Annotated in this window: 19 protein-coding genes; 12 read left to right on the top strand and 7 right to left on the bottom strand. The window is 72.7% G+C overall.

Annotated elements, in window-relative coordinates; all coding sequences use genetic code 11:
- Nucleotides 1-12 precede the first annotated feature (12 nt).
- Nucleotides 13-651 (bottom strand): hypothetical protein, encoded by a 639-nt coding sequence (locus tag ACIQAC_RS02730; protein WP_402186312.1) that lies wholly within the window; start codon nt 649-651, stop codon nt 13-15.
- Nucleotides 652-704: 53 nt separating this feature from the next.
- Entirely contained in the window at nt 705-1,466 is a 762-nt protein-coding gene (locus ACIQAC_RS02725; protein ID WP_402186311.1) for a sulfite exporter TauE/SafE family protein, read from the bottom strand.
- A gap of 95 nt (nt 1,467-1,561) precedes the next feature.
- Between ACIQAC_RS02725 and ACIQAC_RS02720 the strand changes: the two genes are divergently transcribed.
- Nucleotides 1,562-2,515, top strand: coding sequence for a LysR substrate-binding domain-containing protein (locus ACIQAC_RS02720; RefSeq protein ID WP_402186310.1), 954 nt, complete (start codon nt 1,562-1,564; stop codon nt 2,513-2,515).
- A 52-nt stretch (nt 2,516-2,567) separates the two neighbouring features.
- Here ACIQAC_RS02720 and ACIQAC_RS02715 read toward each other — a convergent pair whose 3' ends face one another.
- Nucleotides 2,568-3,827, bottom strand: a complete 1,260-nt coding sequence (locus ACIQAC_RS02715; RefSeq protein ID WP_402186309.1) for an NAD(P)/FAD-dependent oxidoreductase — start codon at nt 3,825-3,827, stop codon at nt 2,568-2,570.
- A gap of 172 nt (nt 3,828-3,999) precedes the next feature.
- Between ACIQAC_RS02715 and ACIQAC_RS02710 the strand changes: the two genes are divergently transcribed.
- The 4 genes from ACIQAC_RS02710 (at nt 4,000) to ACIQAC_RS02695 (ending at nt 7,749) form a co-directional block, all read left to right on the top strand.
- Nucleotides 4,000-4,506: a SigE family RNA polymerase sigma factor gene (locus tag ACIQAC_RS02710; protein WP_402186307.1), complete on the top strand. Its 507-nt coding sequence runs from the start codon at nt 4,000-4,002 to the stop codon at nt 4,504-4,506.
- A gap of 11 nt (nt 4,507-4,517) precedes the next feature.
- The gene (locus tag ACIQAC_RS02705; protein WP_402186306.1) at nt 4,518-5,033 is read left to right on the top strand and encodes a hypothetical protein; all 516 of its coding nucleotides are present in this window, start codon (nt 4,518-4,520) and stop codon (nt 5,031-5,033) included.
- Nucleotides 5,034-5,122: 89 nt separating this feature from the next.
- Nucleotides 5,123-6,457 (top strand): glycosyltransferase, encoded by a 1,335-nt coding sequence (locus ACIQAC_RS02700; protein ID WP_402186304.1) that lies wholly within the window; start codon nt 5,123-5,125, stop codon nt 6,455-6,457.
- Between the two features lie 26 nt (nt 6,458-6,483).
- On the top strand, nt 6,484-7,749 hold the full coding sequence (locus ACIQAC_RS02695) for a hypothetical protein (RefSeq protein WP_402186939.1): 1,266 nt from the start codon (nt 6,484-6,486) through the stop codon (nt 7,747-7,749).
- 452 nt (nt 7,750-8,201) lie between these two features.
- Here the strand turns inward: ACIQAC_RS02695 and ACIQAC_RS02690 are convergent, their stop codons facing one another.
- The gene (locus ACIQAC_RS02690; protein WP_402186303.1) at nt 8,202-9,815 is read right to left on the bottom strand and encodes an MFS transporter; all 1,614 of its coding nucleotides are present in this window, start codon (nt 9,813-9,815) and stop codon (nt 8,202-8,204) included.
- Between the two features lie 58 nt (nt 9,816-9,873).
- On the opposite strand from ACIQAC_RS02690, the gene ACIQAC_RS02685 reads away from it, so the two are divergent.
- On the top strand, nt 9,874-10,617 hold the full coding sequence (locus tag ACIQAC_RS02685; RefSeq protein WP_402186302.1) for a DUF2993 domain-containing protein: 744 nt from the start codon (nt 9,874-9,876) through the stop codon (nt 10,615-10,617).
- A 301-nt stretch (nt 10,618-10,918) separates the two neighbouring features.
- Here the strand turns inward: ACIQAC_RS02685 and ACIQAC_RS02680 are convergent, their stop codons facing one another.
- Nucleotides 10,919-11,485 (bottom strand): DoxX family protein, encoded by a 567-nt coding sequence (locus ACIQAC_RS02680; RefSeq protein WP_402186300.1) that lies wholly within the window; start codon nt 11,483-11,485, stop codon nt 10,919-10,921.
- A 141-nt stretch (nt 11,486-11,626) separates the two neighbouring features.
- Here ACIQAC_RS02680 and ACIQAC_RS02675 point away from each other — a divergent pair, with 141 nt between their 5' ends.
- A complete protein-coding gene (locus tag ACIQAC_RS02675; RefSeq protein WP_402186298.1) occupies nt 11,627-11,947 on the top strand; it encodes a nuclear transport factor 2 family protein in 321 nt (106 codons plus the stop codon).
- Nucleotides 11,948-12,196: 249 nt separating this feature from the next.
- Here the strand turns inward: ACIQAC_RS02675 and ACIQAC_RS02670 are convergent, their stop codons facing one another.
- Nucleotides 12,197-12,967: an SDR family oxidoreductase gene (locus tag ACIQAC_RS02670; RefSeq protein ID WP_402186296.1), complete on the bottom strand. Its 771-nt coding sequence runs from the start codon at nt 12,965-12,967 to the stop codon at nt 12,197-12,199.
- A 20-nt stretch (nt 12,968-12,987) separates the two neighbouring features.
- The gene (locus ACIQAC_RS02665) at nt 12,988-13,998 is read right to left on the bottom strand and encodes a Gfo/Idh/MocA family protein (RefSeq protein WP_402186295.1); all 1,011 of its coding nucleotides are present in this window, start codon (nt 13,996-13,998) and stop codon (nt 12,988-12,990) included.
- A 136-nt stretch (nt 13,999-14,134) separates the two neighbouring features.
- Here ACIQAC_RS02665 and ACIQAC_RS02660 point away from each other — a divergent pair, with 136 nt between their 5' ends.
- The 5 genes from ACIQAC_RS02660 (at nt 14,135) to ACIQAC_RS02640 (ending at nt 19,326) form a co-directional block, all read left to right on the top strand.
- Nucleotides 14,135-15,424 (top strand): multidrug effflux MFS transporter, encoded by a 1,290-nt coding sequence (locus tag ACIQAC_RS02660; RefSeq protein ID WP_402186293.1) that lies wholly within the window; start codon nt 14,135-14,137, stop codon nt 15,422-15,424.
- The gene (locus ACIQAC_RS02655) at nt 15,382-16,548 is read left to right on the top strand and encodes a serine hydrolase domain-containing protein (protein WP_402186292.1); all 1,167 of its coding nucleotides are present in this window, start codon (nt 15,382-15,384) and stop codon (nt 16,546-16,548) included. Before ACIQAC_RS02660 ends, ACIQAC_RS02655 begins: the two co-directional genes overlap by 43 nt.
- Nucleotides 16,549-16,672: 124 nt before the next feature.
- Complete coding sequence (locus ACIQAC_RS02650) at nt 16,673-17,659, top strand: small ribosomal subunit Rsm22 family protein (protein ID WP_402186291.1); 987 nt, start codon at nt 16,673-16,675, stop codon at nt 17,657-17,659.
- A gap of 161 nt (nt 17,660-17,820) precedes the next feature.
- Entirely contained in the window at nt 17,821-18,435 is a 615-nt protein-coding gene (locus tag ACIQAC_RS02645) for a TetR/AcrR family transcriptional regulator (protein WP_402186290.1), read from the top strand.
- Between the two features lie 150 nt (nt 18,436-18,585).
- Entirely contained in the window at nt 18,586-19,326 is a 741-nt protein-coding gene (locus ACIQAC_RS02640) for a bifunctional DNA primase/polymerase (protein ID WP_402186289.1), read from the top strand.
- Nucleotides 19,327-19,329 lie beyond the last annotated feature (3 nt).

Here is a 19,329-nt window from a genome sequence, read left to right as displayed (position 1 = left end):
TTCGTTTCCGGGTCAGGAGTGTTTCTCGCTACGTCGTCGCGGTTCCCGGCGGACCAGGCCGCCGGAGACCGGTGCACTGCCGAGGCCGCTCTCGCCGTCCTCGTGCCGCAGCACCCAGTCGTCGAGGTCGAGGGCCGTCTCCAGCGGCTCCCTGACCATGTGCGCCCACAGCCGGTCCGTCCCCGCGCCGGCCCCGTGCGGGGGGCCGCCGTCGGGACCTCCGCCGAGGGTGAGGTCGGGGGCGGAGTCAGGGGCGGAGGCGGGGGCGGAGTCGGGGGCGGCGGAGACCCCGGGCCGGCCTGGGTACCGGAGTTCTTCCCGGAAGGCGGCCTCGGCCATCGCGAAACGCACCCGTGCGCTGTGCGGGGACACGTTCAGGACCCGCCCCACGAGCTGCCAGTCGGCGCCGCCCATCCGCTCGAACACCACGGCGGCCTCCAGGAACCGCTGTGCGGCCGCGAGCACCCGGGCGGCGTCGGCCAGCATCGCGCCGGGCTCACGCGCGGTGCCGTCGGGATCCAGCTCCCGCTCGCCGATCGGGACGGCGGCCCGTGCGAGGTCCGCCAGTTCGCAGGCCTCGTAGGCCATCACCAGCCTCGCCCGCGAGGCCTCTGTGTAGGGTGCGGTGGCTTCCGCGTCGCTGTCGGTCATGTCGGTCAGCCTCAGCTCCCTGCGACGGACGGTGATCACTGGGACCGCGTGGCTCAGCCACGCAGGAAGTACAGAACGGTCACGATCACGGCGGTGACCAGGATGACGCCCCGCAGCAGCCAGGCGGGCAGCCGCCGGGCGACATGGGCGCCGGCGTAACCCCCGACCACGGCGCCGATCAGCATCGCCGTCAGCAGCGCCGGGGCACCCAGCGCGTCCGAGGCGACGAGGAACAGCGCGGTCGCGCTGATGTAGATCGCCGCGAGCTGGAAGATCCGCATCGGATTGCCCTCGGCGGCGTCGAGCCCGAGGCCGATGCTCCACAGGGCCATCATCATGATGCCTACGGCACCGCCGAAGTATCCGCCGTACACGGCCAGGAAGAACTGGCCGATCAGGACGGCCCGCGAACTCATGCTCACCGAGCGGCCCAGCGCACTGCTCAGCGCCTTCGACAACTGTCTGCCGAAGGCGAGTATCAGCGTGGCGAAGGCGAGCAGCCAGGGCACCGCGGTGTCGAACGACGACGCAGGCAGCACCAGCAGCAGCCCGGCGCCCACCCCGCCACCCGCCACACTGACCACGGTCATGGCCTTGGTCGACGTGGGCCCGACCGGCGTGAGGTCGTGCCGGTAGACCCAGGCGCTGGCCACGGCACCAGGGACGAGCGCGACCCGCGACACCGCGTTCGCCGTCACCGGGGACAGTCCGAACGCGACGAGGGCGGGCAGCGCCACAAAAGTGCCGCCGCCACCCATGGCGTTCAGGACACCGGCGGCGACACCGGCCAGCAGAGCAAGCAGGAACTCGAGCACATCCCGAGCATCGCGCTGTGACCACCTCGTGCACAATGCGTAATCGGTGTACCCAGCCTAAGGCTGAGGCTTAGCCTGGGCCGTACGCTGGGGGAGTGCGTTATGACCTGGACGATCTGCGGCTCTTCCTCCACATCGTCACGGAGGGGTCGATCACGGCCGGTGCGCGCCGGATGCATCTGAGCCTGCCCTCGGCCAGCGCCCGGGTGCGTTCGCTGGAGCACCACGCCGGGGTGGCCCTGCTGATCCGCGGCCGGCGGGGGGTGCGGCCCACTCCGGCGGGGACGACCCTGGCCCGGCACGCGCGCGACGTACTCGCCGGGACCAGACGGCTGGAGAGCGCCGTCGCCAGCTACACCCGGTCCGCGACCGCCTCGCTGACCCTGCTGGGCGGTGGCTCCGCGATGCACCGCCTGGTGCCGCAGGCCCTGATCTCGTTCCTGCGCGACCATCCGGACGTCGATGTGACGGTGTCCGAGATGCGCACCCCGGAGACGCTGCGGATGCTCACCGAGGGCGAGGCGGATCTCGGGGTCGTCCTCGACGACGAGGCCCGCGACTGCGGCCTGCGGCTCGAACCCCTCGGCGACGACTCCCTCGTGGTGATCGGCCAGGCCGGGGGAGTCCTCGCCGGACGGACCGCGCTGACCTACCGCGAGGTGGCCGAGCATCCGCTGGTCGGGCTGGACGCCGACTCCTCGCTGCGCCGGTGGATCGAGACGCATGTGGGGCCGCACGCGCCGGTGGTGCGGCACCGCACGACCGTCGCCAACCTGAGTGTGCTGGTCGCCCTCGCCGCCGCGGGCGTGGGACTCGCCGTGGTGCCGCGCCGGGGCATCGACCCCCAACTGCCGCTCGACGTCTGCGAGTTGCAGGACTCCTGGGCGGCTCGCCACCATCTCCTGGCGTGGGGGGTGAAGGAGGAGGCCACGTCGACGGCGACGCCCGCGCTCGCCGAGCATCTGCGCCGTGCGGCCCAGTCCGACGCCCCCTCCCGCACCACCGCGGACCACGACGCCTTTCACGACGAACGCCCGTCCCTCTCCTAGAGGGGGGCCGGACGGATCAGCGCGGCCGGACGGATCAGCGGAGCCGGACGGATCAGCGGGGCCGGGCCGACGGGTCCGTGTCGCCGAAGACGCGCTGCTCCCGGGGCACGCCCGTGTCGTCGTAGAGCCGTTCCAGGCTCTCGCGGGAGAAGATCTCGTGGTGCTCGACCCCGCCGGCGAAGAGCCCGAGCAGCTTGGTGGTCCAGTGCCGGCTGGTGCTCATCGCGCCGAGTGCCGTCCGGAACAGCGGGGGCAGCTCGGTGAGTTCGCTCAGCGTGGTCGTCAGGTTGAAGGTGTGGATGCTCTCCTCGTCGCGCACCTTGCCGTACTCGGCGAGCGCCTCGTCCAGCGGACGCTCCCCCGACAGCGCCTGATGCAGCCGCTCGGCGAGGAACTCCCCGTGCACAAAGGCATCGGTGATGCCCTTACCGGAAAAGGGATCCTTGTGATAGCCGGCGTCCCCGACGAGCGCCCACCCCGGCCCGTGTGAACGCCGGTAGTAGTTGTCGGCGTAACGCATGGGTCTGAAGGCCTCCTCGCGTTTTCCCCGCTCGCGCAACTCCGCCCCCATCCCGGGTGCGACATCGTCGAAGACCGCCTGGAATCCGGCCTCCGTGTCGGTGCGGAATTCCCTGAGCTGACCGCGGGTGCAGAGCACGGCCAGCAGCGTGAGGCCGTCGTTGGTCGGCCAGGCCCCGAACCATTTCCCGTGGAACCCCGTCCGGTGGTGCAGACCCCAGTCCAGGCCGCTGTAGTACGAGTAGTAGTTGAACCCGGCGGCCGGCCGCACGAGATACATCTCCGCCCCGACCTGCCGCGCGACCGTGGACCGGAACCCGTCCGCGCCGACCACCACGGTCGCCCGGAACTCCCGTACCGCCCCCGCGGCGTCCCGCCCGCGGATCCCCGCGACCCGTCCCCCGGCGAAGAGCAGCCCGGTGACGGTGAACCCCTCCAGCACCTCGGCGCCGGCCCGGCGGGCGGCGTTCACGAGTATCTCGTCGAGCACGGTACGGCGTGGACAGTAGACGGCGTCGATTCCGTCGACGGGATCGGCGAATCCCCTCAACTCCGTCCCCCGGTAGGAGAAGTGGGAGGAGCGGATCGCCGGGGTGTTCGCCGCGATGATCTCGTCGAGAAGCCCCCATGCGTGAAGGCGGGAAAGCCCCGACTGGTGAATGTAGTGCGTCGAAACCACGTCGCTCGGAAAATTCGAGCGATCGACCACGAGAACACGATGGCCCTGCCGGGCGAGAAGCATCGCCAAAGGCGATCCAGCACACCGGGCGCCGACAACTATGACGTCGTACATGCGGAAACGGTAAAAAGTATTCGGGCACCGACCAAGGGATGTGCCCGGCAAGGCACAGGGAAGGCACCTCCACGGGCATGTGACCCACATCACGCCCGTCGGGTGCAGCGCTTCCCCCACTCCAGGGCCTTTCCCAAGATGTACAGGACCGGCGACAGGCGAGGGTGGGTGGATGGAGCGGGCTCAGGCCGGGGAGTTCGACGAGTTCGTGGCGGCCCGATGGTCCGGGCTGTTCCATCTCGCGCGGCTGCTCACCGGAGGTGACGGACATCGGGCCGAGGACCTGTTGCAGGAGTCCCTGGTCAAGCTCTGGTTCGTCTGGGCGAAGGTCGGCGAGGAGGCGCCCGAAGCGTATGTGCGCAAGGTGATGGCCCGTGCCGCCGCCCGGTCGGCGCGCCGGCGGTGGTGGGGTGAGCGGCCCGTCGAGCAGGTGCCCGAGGTCGCCGTCACCGGTGACGTGTCGGCCCAGGTCGCCGAACGGTCCCGGCTGGAGGCCGCGCTCTCCCAGCTCACCTCGCGGCAGCGGGCCGCCGTGGTGCTCCGCTACTACCAGGACCTGCCCGACCGGCAGGTCGCCGAGGTGCTGGGGTGCCCGGTGGGCACCGCCCGCTCGCACGCCGCCCGTGGAGTCGCGCGGTTGCGGCAGATCCTGGCCGACGTCATCGAGACGGTGGGGTGAAAGGAGACGCCATGGATCACTTCGAGGACCAGCTCGCCCGCATGATGCGCTCCTCCCAGGAGTACACCCCCTTCGAGGCCCACCAGCACGAACGGATCCACGAAGGCGTACGGGCCCGGCGCCGTCTGCGCGCCGCCCGCAACGCGGCCGGCTCCCTGCTCGCCGTGGCCGCCGTCGCCCTTGTGCTGATGTTCCGGCCCGGCGGCGCCGAACACGTCGAGCCCAGCGCGCCCCGCCCCGCGCCCTCCACCAGTCCCACCGGCCCGCCCCCCAGCACCTCGCCCACCCCGACCTCGACGCCCACTCCCACCTCCACCCCGACCTCGTCCTCCGCCACGGACGGCGGCAGTGCCACGGTCACCACGTCTCCGCCGCCCGAGACCAACACCCCCACGGCCGGATCGGACTCGTCTCCGCCGCCGTCCACCGCCGAGGCGCCGCCGTCCAGCACCGACGACGTCACCTCCCCGCCGGCCACCGCCACCAGCGAGCCCGCCTCGCCGCCGGAGACCTCCGTCAGCCCCTGACCCACCCGCCGCGCCGCCGGTAACCCGCACACCCCCGCCCACCGGTGACTTCGGCATGCCCTCATCCACAGCACAGACAAGGACGAACCATGACGAATCCACGGGCGGTTGTGATGCCGGAACAGGATCGCGACAAGGAATCCGGGCCCGGGGAGGACGACGGTCCCGCGCACCGGGAATCCGTCCTTCCCCGTCGCGCCCCCATCCCGCTGCCGCTCCCCGGCTCCCCGCCCGTGCTCGACCTCGTGGTCCCCGTCCTCAACGAGGAGGCCGGCCTCGAACGCGGTGTCCGGCGGCTCCACGCCCATCTGCGCGCCCACTTCCCGTACCCCTTCCGGATCACCGTCGCCGACAACGCCAGCAGCGACGCCACCCCGCGGATCGCCGTACGGCTCGCCGAGGAACTGCCGGAGGTCGGCTGGCTGCGGCTGGAGGAGAAGGGCCGGGGCAGGGCCCTGCGCGCCGCCTGGGCCCGCTCGTCCGCGCCCGTACTGGCCTACGTCGACGTGGATCTCTCCACCGGGCTCGACGCGTTGCTCCCGCTCGTCGCGCCGCTGATGTCGGGCCACTCCGACCTCGCCATCGGCACCCGCCTCGCGCCCGGCGCACGGGTGGTCCGGGGCCCGAAGCGGGAGTTCATCTCCCGCGGCTACAACACGCTCCTGCGCTCCACACTCGCCGTGGGGTTCACCGACGCGCAGTGCGGGTTCAAGGCCGTACGGCGTGATGTCGCCGAGCGGCTTGTGCCGCTGGTACGGGACGAAGGCTGGTTCTTCGACACGGAGTTGCTCGTCATCGCCGAACGCGCCGGGCTGCGGATCCACGAGGTGCCGGTCGACTGGGTCGACGATCCCGACAGCCGTGTCGATCTGCTCTCCACCGCCCTCGCCGACCTGCGCGGGATCGTCCGGATCGGCAGCGATCTCGCGCGGGGCATGCTGCCCCTGGCCTCACTGCGGCGCGGCGGCCCGGAGCAGCACCCGGACCGGCACGCGCCCCAACTCCGGTCGCAGCTCATACGGTTCGCCGCCATCGGCGCCCTCAGCACCCTCGCCCACCTCGGGCTCTACGCCGCCCTGCGCCCCGCCGCCGGAGCGCAGACCGCCAACGCCCTCGCCCTGTTCCTGTGCGCCCTCGCCAACACCGCGGCCAACCGGCGGCTCACCTTCGGCGTACGCGGCCGGGGCGGCGCCCTGCGCCACCAGGCCCGGGGCCTCGCCGTCCTCGCCGTCGGCCTCGCGCTGACCAGCGGCTCGCTCGCCCTGCTGCACCACACCGCCCCCGACGCCGGCGCCCGCGTCGAACTCGTGGTCCTCGTCGCCGCCAACCTCGCGGCCACCCTGCTGCGGTTCCTGCTCTTCCGGGCCTGGGTGTTCGGCACCGGGGCCCACCGCCGCCGTACGACGGGACCCACCGGCCGATGAGGACCACGGCCCCCCAGGACCCGGCGATGAGCCTCGGCCCCCTCTGGAACGCGCACCCCGCCCCACCGCCCGCCGAGCCCCCGCCGGCCCCCACATCCCGCCAACGGCTCCGCCTTCTCGTCCGCAGTCACGGACCCGTACTCGCCCTCTACGGCACCCTGAAGCTCGTCGGCTTCGGCGTTTTTATGTTCCTGCTCGAATCCACGGGGTCCTTCCGTGAGAAGAACCCGCGGTTCGGCGGCGGCGCCCACGCCTGGGACGTGCTCGCCACCTGGGACGGCTGGTGGTACCGGCAGGTCGCCGAGCACGGCTACGATCCCGCCCTCGTCCCCGTGCCGGGTGCCCGCGGGCCGATCACGCTGGAGGGGAACTCGGCCGCGTTCTTCCCGCTCTATCCGGCGGCGATGCGGCTGGTCTCCGAGGTGACCGGGCTGGGTTCGTTCGGCGCCGGGCTCACCGTCTCCGTCCTGGCCTCGTTCGCCGCCGCGCTCGGCATCCACGCCGTCGCGGCCCAACTGGGCGGCAGACGGGCCGGGTTGGCGGCGGCGGGGCTGTGGGCCGTGTGGCCCGGTTCGGGTGTCGAGTGGGCGGTCTACTCCGACTCCCTCTACGTCGCCCTCGCCGCCTGGGCCTGCCACGCCGTGATGAACCGGCGCTGGCTCACCGCCGGGGTGCTCACCTGTCTCGCCGGGCTCAACCGGCCCACCGCGGGAGCGCTGATCGCCGCGCTCGGTGTCGCCGTGCTGCTCGCCCTGCACCGCCACCGGCGGGAGGAGGGCGTCGCTCGGCCGCTCGCGGCCCTCGCGATCGCGCCGCTCGGCCTGATCGGCTACCTCGCCTGGGTCGGACACGAGATGGGCGACTACGGCGGCTACTTCAAGCTCCAGGACGGTGCCTGGGCCCACACCTTCGACGGCGGGAAGCAGACCCTCGACATCCTCACCTCGGTGCCGGTCGGGCGGTTCGGCTATCTCGCCGCGTTCCCCGTGGCGGACATCGTCGGCGTCGGGGTCGTGCTGCTCGCCCTGATGCTGCTTCCGCTGCTGATCCGGCGACGGCCGCCGACCGTACTCGTCGTCTACACGGTACTGACGCTGGCGCTCATCCTCGGCAGCCAGCAGATCTTCGCCAACGTCTCCCGCTATCTCCTCCCGGCCTTCCCCCTGTTCCTCCCGATCGCCTTCGCCCTGCGCCGCCTCAGCCCCCTGATGATGTGCTGGCCCCTGGGCATAGCGGCGGTGGCCTCCGGCTCATACGCGGGCTTCGTCCTCTTCGAACTCGGCGTGCCGTAAGCCTGCCCGGCGGACCACCCCAACCGAACCCGGCCCGAACCCGGAGCGCCACCCCGCTCCCGAGCCCGCCGCCCCGCTCCCGAGCCCGCCGCCCCGCCCCCGAGTCGGGCGCGCCACCCCCGAGTCGGGCGCGCCACCCCCGAGTCGGGCGCGCCACCCCGCTCCCGAGTCAGGCGCGCCGTCCCGCTCCCGAGCCCGGCGCGCCGTCCCGGTCCAACGCGCGGGCCCCTGGCTTCGACTCCGGCGTCTGTTCCGGCCGGAACCCGGGGCTGTCCTGTGCTGGAGCCTGGTGTGCCGTCGCGGCGGGACCTGGCGGATCGCCCTGCGTCCGAAGCCGGGTGCCGTTGCCGCCGGGACCCGGGGGCCGCCCCGCTTCCCGCCCAGGCGGGCCGAAGCCCGCGGGCCGCCCCGGATTCGCATCCGGGGCGGCCCGCGAGTTACCCGTCCCTGGGTCAGGCCGACTCCGCCGGCTCGCGGTCCGGCTCCGCCTGCTCGGCCCGCTCCTCGCGCTTGCCGCCCGCCGGGCGGCGGCCCGGCAGGACTGCCAGGACGATCATCGTGCCCGCTGCCATGATGATTCCGCCGACCAGGCTGGTCTGCGCGACGCTGTGGGCGAAGGACTCGTGGACGGCGTCCACCAGGGCCTGGGCCTGCTGCGGTCCGCCCGCCGGGTCCCTGGCGATCTGCTCGGCGACCGCGAGGCCACCGCCCACCGAGTCCTTGGCGGTGTCCAGCGCCGCGGCCGGGAGCCGGGTGCCGACCAGGTCGGTCAGTTCGTCGCGGTAGCCGGTGCCGAGCAGCGAGCCCAGCACGGCGATACCGAGCGAGCCGCCGAGTTCCATCGAGGTGTCGTTGGCGCCGCCGCCGACGCCCAGCTCCGACTCGGGGAAGGAGCCCATCACGGTGTCGGTGGCCGGCGACACACTCAGCCCGATCGCGAAGCCCAGCAGCATCATCGGCGCGAGGAAGTCGGTGTACGTGGAGCCCTTGTCGACCATGGTGAGCAGGAAGACACCGACCGTACCGAGGGTCATGCCGGTCACGATCATCGTCCTGACACCCAGCTTCGGCGTGAGCCGCCCGGTCACCGCGGCACCGGCGAACACCGCCCCGGCGAGCGGCAGCAGCCGGATGCCGGTGTCCAGCGGACCGTAGCCCAGGACGAACTGGAGGAACTGCGTCGAGTAGTAGATCGCCCCGAACGTGCCGAAGAAGAAGAACAGCACCGCGATCATCGAGCCGCTGAAGGGACGCATCCGGAACCTGCGGACGTCCAGCATCGGGTGCGGGTGGCGCAGCTCCCAGGCCACGAAGGCCACCAGCCCGATACCCGCGACCACCGCCGCGACGATCGCCCCGGTGCCCCAGCCGAAGTGCGGGCCCTCGATGGTCGCGTACACCAGGGAGCCGATCGAGACGATCGAGAGCAGTCCGCCGACGTAGTCGATACGGCCCATGCCGTCGGCCTTCGACGGCGGGACCAGGGTCAGCGCGCCGACGACGGCGACGGCCGCGATCGGCACGTTGATCAGGAACGTCGAACCCCAGGCGTGGTCTTCGAGCAGCCAGCCGGCGATCAGCGGGCCGACGGCGATCGCGAGCCCCGAGGTGGCGCTCCAGGCGGTGATGGCCTTGGCGCGCTCGCCCCGCGGGAAGGTCGCGACCAGCAGGGACAGGGTGGCCGGCATCACGACGGCCGCGCCGATGCCCATGGCCGCGCGGGCCGTGATCACCAGCGCGGTCTCGTCGACGAGGCTGCCCATCACGGCGCCGCCCGCGAAGATCAGCAGACCGGTGACGAGGGCGCCGCGTCGGCTGTACTTGTCGCCGATCGCGCCCAGGACCAGCATCAGCGCGGCATACGGCACGGTGTAGCCGTCGATGACCCATTGCAGGTCGCTGCTGCTCAGGCCCAGGTCCCGGGTCATGTCGGGCGCGGCCACGATCAGTGACGTGTTGGCCATGACGACGATCAGCAGGCTCAGACAGAGCACCAGCAGTGCCCACCAGCGCCGTGGGTACGGGCCGGACATCTTCTCTACGGGGGTGGTGGCGAGGAAGGGCACGGGGGGCTCCCAGGGTACGGGTTACTTGCACATCCGTGAGTAGGATAGTTTCTTGCACATGAATGTGCAAATAAGCTCTGCGGGCCGTTGGCGCCCCTTTGTGGTGGCGGCCGCCGTGCCCCTCGCCCTGGTCCTGGCCTTCCTCCTCACCGACCGTTTTGTCGCCGCGCGCGTGGAGTCGCGTACGGCCCGCGCGTTCCAGGAGGGGATGGACACCCCGCTGCCGCCGGACGTCCATGTGCGCGGTTTTCCCGTGCTGACCCAGGTGGCCGCCGGCACCCTTCGGGAGGTGGACCTGACCGCCCGCGACGTGCCCGCCCGTGACACCGCCCGTCCGCTGCCCGTCACCGAACTGACCGTCAGGCTCCAGGACGTGACCGAGTCCGACGACGAGCGCGCGGCCCGCGCCCGCACCGCGGAGGCGACCGCGTTCCTGTCGTACCGGGACGTGTCCGACGCCCTCGGCCTGGAGATCTCCCGGGGTGACCGCCCGGACCGGGTCAGCGCCCGGGTCGTGCTGCCCTTCGGGCAGGACGCCACTGTGACGACGAGCGTCTCCGCCGTCTCCGGCAACCGCATCGCCTTCCGGGACTTCGAGGTCACCGGCGGCGCCCTGCCCGCCGCGGGGAGCGCCCTGCTCGACCGGGTCTTCGAGGAGCCGGTCCCCCTGGAGAACATCCCGGACGGCCTGCACCTGCGCTCGGTCACCGCCCAGGCCAACGGCCTCAACGCCCGCTTCACGGGCCGCGAGGTCACCTTCCGAACGGGCGAGGACCCGACGACGGAGAACGGTGACACCTGAGCGTGCGCGGGCAAGGCCCGCTCAGGGGACCGCCCCGACGACCGGGCGACCCGGCGTCCGGACCCGGCGCCAAGGCGCCCCGGCGGCTGGATCCGGCGACCAGGTGCCCCGGCGACCGGGCGATCCGGCGTCCGGGCCCGGCGATCCGCGACCGGGCCCGGCGTTCCGGCGATCGGACTCGGCTCCAGGGTGATCCAGCGACGGGACCCAGCGGTCCGACAACCGGACCCGGTGATCCGGCGGCCGGACCCGGCGCCAGGGCGCCTCGGCGATCCGGCCCGGCGTCAAGGTGTTCCGGTGTCTACACCCCGCTGAACGTCTCCGCCTCGTCGAACAGGGACTCCTGGCCGTTCTCCTCCTCGTGCCGCACCCGTCGGGCGCGCAGGCCCACCACCATGGCGGTCACCGTCGCCGTCACGCCGAGTGCCGTCGGGACCATCCAGCCGCGGTCGAGGCGGTGGCCGAGCGCGTGGTCGAGGGAGAGCCGGCCGGGTCCGGTGACCGCGATACCGGTGGCGGCCAGGGCCAGCGTCGCCGCGTACTCGTAGCCGCCGCCCTGGTTGAAGAAGCCGTTCGGGGTGTGCACGGCGGCCGCGCCGGTCATCGCGCCGGCCGCCGCCGCGCCCGCGGCCGGGGTCGCGAGGCCCAGCGCCAGCAGCGTCCCGCCGCCCGTCTCCGCCAGACCCGCGGCGGTCGCGCTCACCCGGCCGGGCCGGTAGCCGACGGACTCCATGAACTGGCCCGTGCCCTCGATGCCATGGCCACCGAACCAGCCGAACAGCTTCTGCGTGCCGTGCGCGGCCAGCACCCCGCCCGCCGCGAGGCGGAGCAGCAGCAGGCCCAGATCACGTCGCTGGCAGCAGGTCACGGCAACTCCCCGGGGAGACGGTGCGGTGTGGTGGGGCGGAGCCCTCCGCCGTCTCCACCGTCGCACCGCCGACCCCGGTCCGGCCCATTCGGGAGGCCGTTCGGGTGGCGTCGCCCCACGGCCGGTGTTTGGCTGTCAGGCATGACGATTCAGACAGCCAAGCTCACGGATCCGGCCGTCCGCGCGTTCGTCACCGCCCTGAACGCCCATGACCGGGATGCCTTTATGGCGCTGCTCACCACCGACGCGACGATGGCCGACGACGGTTCCGACCGTGACCTCGACGAGTGGACCGACCGGGAGATCTTCTCCTCCAACGGCCACATGGAGGTCGAGTCGGACAACGGCCGCTCCCTCGTGGCCCGCTACCGCAACGACACATGGGGCGAGATGCGCACCCGCTGGAGCTTCGTCGTCGAACCCGACGGCCACATCTCCCACTTCGAGACGGGCCAGGCCTGACCCGGCGGATCCCCGTTTGTGGCGGCCGTTCCCACCCCGGTGCGTACCCCGCGGTCCCACGCGAGGTCCACCCCCTTCCGGGGTGCGGAACGACCGCCGTCACCCCCTCGGAGTGGCCTGCGGAAGACCGGTCTCCAACTGTGAAGCTCCGGTGGAGACGAGTTGAGCATAAGCCTCCTACCGGCCGCAATACCGTGGAATGCACAACTCCGTTTGTGCATCTTGTGAAAGTGGGGTGTGTGGGTCCGCTCAGCCGCGCCCGATGAACGGCATGGCCGTCGCCAGCACCGTCGCGAACTGCACGTTCGCCGCCAACGGCAGCTCCGCCAGGTGCCGCACGGTCCGCGCCACGTCCGCCACGTCCATCACCGGCTCGGGCCGGACCGATCCGTCGGCCTGGAGCGCCCCCGTCTGCATCCGCGCCGTCATGTCCGTCGCCGCGTTGCCGATGTCGATCTGGCCGACGGCGATGTCGTACGGACGGCCGTCCAGGGACAGCGACTTGGTCAGCCCGGTCAGCGCGTGCTTGGTGGCCGTGTAGGCGACGGAGTGCGGGCGGGGCGTGTGCGCCGAGATGGAACCGTTGTTGAGGATCCGGCCGCCCCGCGGGTCCTGCTCCTTCATCTGCCGGTACGCCGCCTGCGCGCACAGGAACGCCCCGTTGAGGTTGGTGTCCACCACGTGCCGCCAGGCCTCGTAGGGCAGTTCCTCCACCGGCACCCCGCCGGGTCCGAACGTGCCCGCGTTGTTGAAGAGGAAGTCCACCCGCCCGAACCGTCCGACGGTGGCCGCGAAGAGCCCGGCCACGTCCTCGGGCCGCGCCACGTCGGTGCGTACGACGAGGGAGGCGCCCTCCGGCGCGAGGGCGGCCGTCGCCTCCAGGGTCTCGGGGCGACGGCCCGCGAGCGCCACGGACCAGCCGGCGCGCAGCAGTTCCACGGCGACCGCGCGCCCGATCCCGGAGCCCGCGCCGGTCACCACCGCGATCCGTGAACCGTCCGGATGTCTGTCGGTCTGCATGCCATTCATGGCCCCGCAGCCTACGGGCGGTCCACGGTCTCACCGGGGTAGCGGACGCCGACCCGGTCCCGGATCGCGTCGAGCGTCCGCAGCACGGCGAGTGTGCCGTCGAGCGGGACCAGCGGCGACTCCGTCTCACCGGCCCGCAGCGCCCGCATCACCTCACGGGCCTCGTGCCGGAGCGTGTTGCGCGGCCCGTCCGCCGGGTCCAGGGCGAACTCCTCCGGGTCGCGGCCCGCGCGGTGCAGCACAAAACGCTCGGGGTTGAAGAAGCCGTCCGGGATGTCGATCCGCCCCCGCGAGCCGGTGACCGACGCGGTGGTGCCGGTCCCGCCGACGAGGGAGCAGTGCAGCGAGGCCAGCGCACCGGTGTCCCAGGACAGCAGCGCGCCCGTCTGGAGATCGACGCCCTCGTCGGAGAGGACCGCGCTCGCCGAGATCCGGTCCGGCTCCCCGAGCAGCAGCTGCGCGAACGACACCGGATACACCCCGAGATCCAGCAGCGCGCCCCCGCCCTGCGCCGGATCGCGCAGCCGGTGGGTGGGCGGGAAGGGCCCCTCCAGCCCGAAGTCCGCCCGGACGGTACGCACCTCGCCGATCGCCCCGTCCGCCACCAGCCCGGTCAACCGCCGGATCAGCGGGTTGCAGTACATCCACATGGCCTCCATCAGGAAGCTCCCGCGCTCCCGCGCCAGCGCGACGAGCTCCCGTGCCTCGCGCGCGTTCAGCGTGAACGCCTTCTCGCACAGCACGTTCCGCCCGGCCTCCAGGCAGAGCCCGGCCGCCACCCGGTGCGCCGAGTGCGGGGTGGCGACGTACACCACATCCACGTCCTCGTCCCGCGCGAGCGCGTCCCAGTCGCCGTACGCCCGGGGGATCCCGAACCGTTCGGCGAACGCCTTCGCCGACTCCGCGGAGCGGGACGCGACGGCCACCACCTCCGCGTCCGGGAGATCCACCAGGTCGGCGGTGAACGCGGCGGCGATACCGCCCGTCGCCAGAATCCCCCACCGCACGCCGTCAGCCGTCATCGCCGCCCGCCCTCACTCCGGCCGCCCCGGGAGATCACTCCCGGCACTCCGGTCGCCGTCAGAACCATGTTCGAGCTAAACACTGTGTTCGAGCTGAGAGCATAGGGACCGGACTTCAGACCCAGGGAGGGGACACATGCCCGACAGGGGGGCACGCATACCGGAACTCGCACGGGCGGCCGCGCCACACACGCGGCCGCCCGCCCGTGCGGCACGCACCACCGGCCTGCTCGTCACGCTCATCCTCGGCGGCCTCACCGCCGTTCCCCCGCTGGCGATGGACACGTACCTCCCCGCGCTGCCGGACGTCACCGACGCCCTGCACGCGCCCGCCGCGACCGTCCAGCTCACCCTCACCACCTGCCTCGCGGGCATGGCCCTCGGCCAGCTGGTGGTCGGCCCGATGAGCGACCGCTGGGGCCGCCGCAGACCCCTGCTCATCGGCCTGGCCGTCTACGTCGTCGCCACCGTCCTGTGCGCCCTCGCCCCCACCATCGAGGCGCTCATCGCCTTCCGGCTGATCCAGGGCCTCGCGGGCGCCTCCGGGATAGTGATCGCACGGGCCGTCGTCCGTGATCTCCACGACGGTGTGGCGATGGCCCGCTTCTTCTCCACCCTGATGCTGATCTCCGGCGTCGCGCCGATCGTGGCACCGCTGATCGGCGGACAGATCCTGCGGGTGACGGACTGGCGGGGCGTGTTCGTCGTCCTCACCGTCGTCGGCGTTGTGCTGGCGCTGGTCGTGTGGGCGAAGCTCCCCGAGACCCTCCCGCCCGAGGACCGGCACGCGGGCGGCGTCGGCGAGGCCCTGCGCTCGATGCGCGGCATCCTGGCGGACCTCCCCTTCACCGGCTTTATGCTCACGGGCGGCTTCGCCTTCGCCTCCCTCTTCGCCTACATCTCCGCGTCCCCGTTCGTGATCCAGGAGATCTACGGCGCCTCCCCGCAGACCTTCAGCCTGCTCTTCGGCGTCAACTCCGTCGGCCTGGTCGTCTGCGGCCAGATCAACGGCAAGATCCTGGTCGGCCGGGTCCGCCTCGACCGGGTCCTGGCCGTCGGCCTCACCATCGTCGTCGTCGCGGCGACCGCCCTCCTCCTCATGTCGACCGGCGTCTTCGGCGAAGTGGGCCTCGCACCCGTCGCCGCCGCCCTGTTCGTGCTGATGTCCGCCATGGGCATCACCCTGCCCAACACCCAGGCCCTCGCCCTGACGCGCGTCAAGCACGCGGCGGGCTCCGCCTCCGCCCTGCTCGGTACGTCGTCCTTCCTCATCGGCGCGATCGCCTCCCCCCTCGTCGGAGTGGCCGGCGAGCACACCGCCGTCCCGATGGCCGTCGTCCAACTGGCCGCCGCGCTGTTGGCGGCCGCCTGCTTCGTGGGAATGTGCCGCCCGTGGAGCGAATCGAGCGTGGGGGAGGAGAGCTGAGCGCGCCACGACTGCGCAACGGCACCCCCGAGCGGGCCGGACTCGACCCCGCCGAACTCAGCATCCTCGTCCGCGAGGTCCACGCCCTCACCGAGGGCGACCGCCCCTGGGCGCCCGGCGCCGTCCTGGTCGCCGGACGCGGTCCGGTGGTCGCGGTACGGGAGGCTGCGGGCCGGGCCGTCCGGTACGCGGCCTACGACCCCGAGTCCGACACGGGCGTCGAACTCCCGCCGGGCGAACAGCTCCCGGCGACCGTCGACACCCCCTTCGACGTGGCCTCCCTCACCAAGCTGTGCACCTCCGTCGCGGCCGTCCAGCAGATCGAACGGGGCCGGCTCGGCGTGGACGCACCGGTGGGCGCGTACCTCCCCGAGTTCCGGGCCGTCGCCCGGCACCGCGTGACCGTACGGCAACTGCTCACCCACACCTCGGGCCTGCGCCCCGAGGCCCCGCTGTACGACTGCGCCGACGACGCCGAACGGCAGGCGCTGCTGCGCGCCCAGGAACCGGTGGGCGTCCCCGGCACCTACTGCTACTCCGACCTCAACATGCTCCTCCTCCAGCACGTCGTCGAGCGTGTCTCGGGCCGGGGTCTCGACGTCCTGGTCCGTGACGGCATCACCCGGCCCCTCGGTATGACCGGGACACGCTTCGGGCCCTGTCCCGGGGCGGCGGCCACGGAGGACCAGCGGCGGCCGTGGGCGAAGGCGGACCGGGGGATGCTGCGGGGGGTGGTCCACGACGAGAACGCGTGGGCGCTGGGTGGGGTGGCCGGGCATGCCGGGCTGTTCTCCACGGGGCGGGATCTGGCGGTGTTCTGCCGGGCGTTACTGGCGGGCGGTTCGTACGGGCCCGCGCGGATTCTCGGGCCGGAGTTCGTGGAACTCCTGCTTGCCCCACCGGGGCTGGGATTCGCGGTCGACCAGCCTTGGTTCATGGGGGAGTTGGCGGGGCGGGGGGCTGCGGGGCATACGGGGTTCACGGGCACGTCGCTGGTACTGGACCCGGCGACGGACACGTTCCTCGTGCTCCTGGCCAACACGGTCCACCCGGTCCGCAGACCCCCGGACAGCCGCCCCCGGGCGGCGGCGGCGACGCGCTTGGCACGAGCGGTACGCGGCTGAGCCTGGATGTTGCCGGGGAGGCTGCTTTTCAGCCCGTCCGGCGTTTGAGGACAAAGGGGGGCCGGGGGCGCAGCCCCCGGGATGGGACGGGTAGGGGCGGCGGGGGCGAGAATAGGATTGGTGGGTGAATGTGCACGTGAACTCCGGGGAGACGCTGCGCGCCGCCCTCGCCGGCCTCCTGGACGGCCTCCCGCCCCGCCAGGCCGCCGCCGCGGTGGACCGCCTGATCGCCAACTACCGCGGAGCGACCCCCACCGACGCCCCCATCCTCCGCGACCGCGCCGACGTGGCGGCCTACGCCGCCTACCGCATGCCGGCGACCTTCGGCGCGGTCACGGCCGCGCTCGACGCGTTCGCCGACACCGTCCCGGACTGGACCCCCGCCACCCACGTCGACATCGGCGGCGGCACCGGCGCGGCGACCTGGGCGGTCAGCGCCACCTGGGAGGGACAGCGCCCGGTGACGGTACTGGACTGGGCGGAACCGGCCCTCGCCCTGGGCAGGGAGATCGCCGAGGGCAACCCGGCCCTGCGGGACGCCCGGTGGCAGCGGACCAGGATCGCGGCGGGGCTCCGCGTCGAGAGCGCGGATCTGGTGACGGTGTCGTACGTCCTGGGCGAGCTCACGGAGGAGGTCCGGACCGCCCTGGTCGACGCCGCCGCGTCCGCCGCGCAGGCGGTGGTGGTCGTCGAACCCGGCACCCCCGACGGATACGCCCGCGTCCTCGCGGCCCGCGAGCGGCTCGTCTCCGCCGGTTTCCGGATCGCGGCGCCCTGTCCGCACAGCGGGGGCTGCCCGATCGTGCCCGGCAGCGACTGGTGCCACTTCTCGGCGCGGGTCAGCCGCTCCTCCCTGCACCGGCAGGTCAAGGGGGGTTCGCTGGCGTACGAGGACGAGAAGTACGCGTATGTCGCGGCGACCCGGTTCGCGTCCGACCCCGCGCCCGCCCGGATCGTACGCAAGCCGCAGATCCGCAAGGGCCAGGTCCTGCTCGACCTCTGCGAACAGGACGGACAACTGGCCCGCACCACGGTCACCAAACGCCACGGCGACCTGTACAAGGCGTCCAGAGACGCGAACTGGGGCGACGCCTGGCCCCGAACGGTCTGAAAAGCAGCCACCCCGGCACTTCCAGCCCCTCCGGCGTTTGAGGAGCGGGGCCCGGGGCGGAGCCCCGGGATGGGACGGGCAGGGGCGGCGGGGGCGAGAATCCGGGGTCTGCCCCGACCGCAGCGAGACGGCGCGTCTCACCGCCTTGATAGCGTCGGCGTATGCCGAAGAAGACCGCGCCCGACTCCACCCGCCGCAGCGAGAAGTCCCGCCGCGCGATCTACGCCGCCGCCCTGGACCTGATCGGTGAGGTCGGCTACGCGAAGGCCACCATCGAGGGAATCGCCGCCCGCGCCGGCGTCGGCAAGCAGACGATCTACCGCTGGTGGTCCTCGAAGGCCGAGGTCCTGATGGAGGCCTTCCTCGACCTCGGCGAACAGTCCCACGAGCAGAGCGGCGGCGGCGACGCCGTCATCCCCGACACCGGCGACCTCGCCGCCGATCTCAAGTCCGTACTGCGCGCCACCGTCGACGAGTTGCTCGACCCGCGCTTCGAAGTCCCCTCCCGCGCCCTCGCCGCCGAGGGAGTCGTCAACGAGGAACTCGGCCGGGCCTTTGTGGCCAAGCTCCTCGAACCCTCGCTCCAGCTCTACGTCCAGCGCCTGCGCACCGCCCAGACCGCAGGTCAGGTACGGGCGGAACTCGACCCCAGGATCGCGCTGGAACTGTTCGTCTCCCCGCTCGCCCAGCGCTGGCTCCAGCACACCGGCCCGATCTCGTACGAGTACACCGACACCCTCGTCGACTACGCGCTGCACGGCCTCGCACCCCGCTGAGCGCCGGCGACATGTCCCGGCAAGGCACCCGATGCCACCTGATTCGGGTGTGCGGTATGTCTCACCCCGGATGTCGGGTCCGCCCCCCGGCGCGCACGATGGTGGGACCATAGGGCATGCTGTCCGCACGACGGCGAGGCAAGGGGACTGATGAGCGCGGAGTTCGGTGGCCGTACCGGCCGGCAGGGCAAACTCAGCCAGTGGCTGCGCGGACGCCGTCCGACAGCGGCCTCCGAGGACAGCGGCCGTGAGGCCCTGCTGCTCGCCGCCGCCGACGCCGGACTGCCCCTCGCGCCCGCCGCGCACCCGGCCCCCGGCTACCGCTGTTCCTGCGACCGCGTCGGCTGTCCGACCCCCGCGCGGCACCCGGTGTCATTCGCCTGGCAGACCCAGTCGACGACCGACCGCGGCCAGATCGAGCGCTGGGCCCGGCACCAGCCCGAGGCCAACTTCATCACCGCGACCGGCATGGTCCACGACGTCCTCGACGTACCCCTCGAAGCCGGCCGCGAGGCGCTGGCGGGCCTGCTGGCCGCCGGTGTAGAGGTCGGCCCGGTCGCCGAGAGCGACGAGGGCCGCATGCTGTTCTTCACCCTCACCCGCGGCACCCCCGAGGACGAGGACGAGTGGTGGCCGTGCGAGCTGGACTGCCACCCCGAGACCACGGACGAGCATCCGGGCCTGCGCTGGCACTGCCGCGGCTCCTACGTCCTCGTCCCCCCGGCCCGGCTGTCGGGCGACGACCGGGCCGTGCGCTGGCTGCGCGGCCCCGAGCACCCGCTGCCGGACCCGCTGACCCTGCTGGAACACCTCACGGACGCCTGCGCGCGGTACGCGGGCACCGAGTCGGAGTCCGAGCGACGGCAGGCCGCCTGGCCGTCCCGCCGCTGACGT

It is taken from the genome of Streptomyces sp. NPDC088387, assembly GCF_044753385.1.
In the GTDB taxonomy this organism is placed as follows: Bacteria; Actinomycetota; Actinomycetes; order Streptomycetales; family Streptomycetaceae; genus Streptomyces.
This window is presented reverse-complemented; position numbering and strand designations above follow the sequence as displayed.